The following is a 1,134-nucleotide window of genomic DNA, read 5'->3' on the forward strand; positions in this document are numbered from 1 at the left end:
GCCTCGATATCCGGCTCGTCGAAAACGTCGACCTCCGAGGGGATCACGACCGCCACGTCGGCCCGCGCGGCGCGCGGCCTGCGCGCCGGCTGCTCCGCGGCGACGCGGCTCTGGGTGACTTGCGACTTCGGCTCGGTCTCGGGCTCGATGCGGAAGGCCGCCGGTTTGCGGGGCGCGGTCATGCCAGATGATCTCCGATCAGGAACTGCAGCGCGCGATCGAGCCGGATATGCGGCAAGGACAGCGTGACGCCTTCGGCGGTACGCTCGAGCTTCGGCGGGCGGAAACGCACGAAGCGGATCGCCGGCTCGGCGTTGTCGGGCGATGATCCGGAAACGTCGAACACCGCATTGACCTTTTCCGGCAAATCGCCCGGGAATATGGCGGTTTCGGTCTTTCCGTCGAACGTCTCGCCGTTGATTGTCTCGCCCTTCAGCGGCGTGCCGATGATGACCGGCAGCGTCTCGCGGCCTTGCTTCACCGTGCCCTCGCGGGTCGAGCGGACCGCGGCCATGGCGACGACATCGACGGCGGCGCCGCTGAAGTTCGCCCGCGCCACGGCGCGGTCGGTCAGCCGGCGTACGATCGCCTGCAGCCGGTCGTGGCTTTCGTGGTGCAGATGGTCTGCCTTGGTCGCGGCGACCAGGATGCGATCGATGCGACGCGAGAAGAAATCGGTGAGGAAGTTGCCGCGTCCGGGCCGGAAGCAGGACAGGATCTCGGTGACGGCGCGTTCCAGATCGGCCATGGCGGCCTGGCCGGCATTGAGCGCCTGCATGGCGTCGATCAGCACGATCTGCCGGTCCAGGCGGGTGATGTGCTCGCGAAAGAACGGCTTGACGACATGCGTCTTGTAGGCCTCGTAGCGGCGCTCCATCATCGCCTGCAGCGATCCGGAGCGCGTCTGGCCCTGGGACAGTGTCATCAACGGCGCGAAGGTGAGCGCCGGCGAGCCTTCGAGGTCGCCCGGCATCAGGAAGCGGCCGGGCGGCAGCGTCGACAGGGCGCGTTCGTCGAGCTTGCAGGCCTTGAGATAGGTGGCAAAGCTCTCGGCCAGGCGCCGCACCGTCATCTCGTCGGCATCGGCATCGGGATTGACGGTGGAAGCCAGCTCGCGCCAGGCCTGAGACAGGT

1 protein-coding gene and 1 pseudogene are annotated in these 1,134 nt (G+C 67.7%); both read right to left on the reverse strand.

The features are described 5' to 3' along the window. Window positions 1-182 (reverse strand): annotated as a pseudogene (locus tag EOA28_RS36520) (TIGR01620 family protein); the annotation flags it as partial. Beyond that, the coding region (locus EOA28_RS36525; protein ID WP_189342400.1) for a YcjX family protein at window positions 179-1,134 on the reverse strand (956 nt) is incomplete at its 5' end. The gene EOA28_RS36525 and the pseudogene EOA28_RS36520, both read right to left, overlap by 4 nt.

The sequence above is a fragment of the Mesorhizobium sp. M2A.F.Ca.ET.067.02.1.1 genome (assembly GCF_004023285.1).
GTDB lineage: Bacteria > Pseudomonadota > Alphaproteobacteria > Rhizobiales > Rhizobiaceae > Mesorhizobium.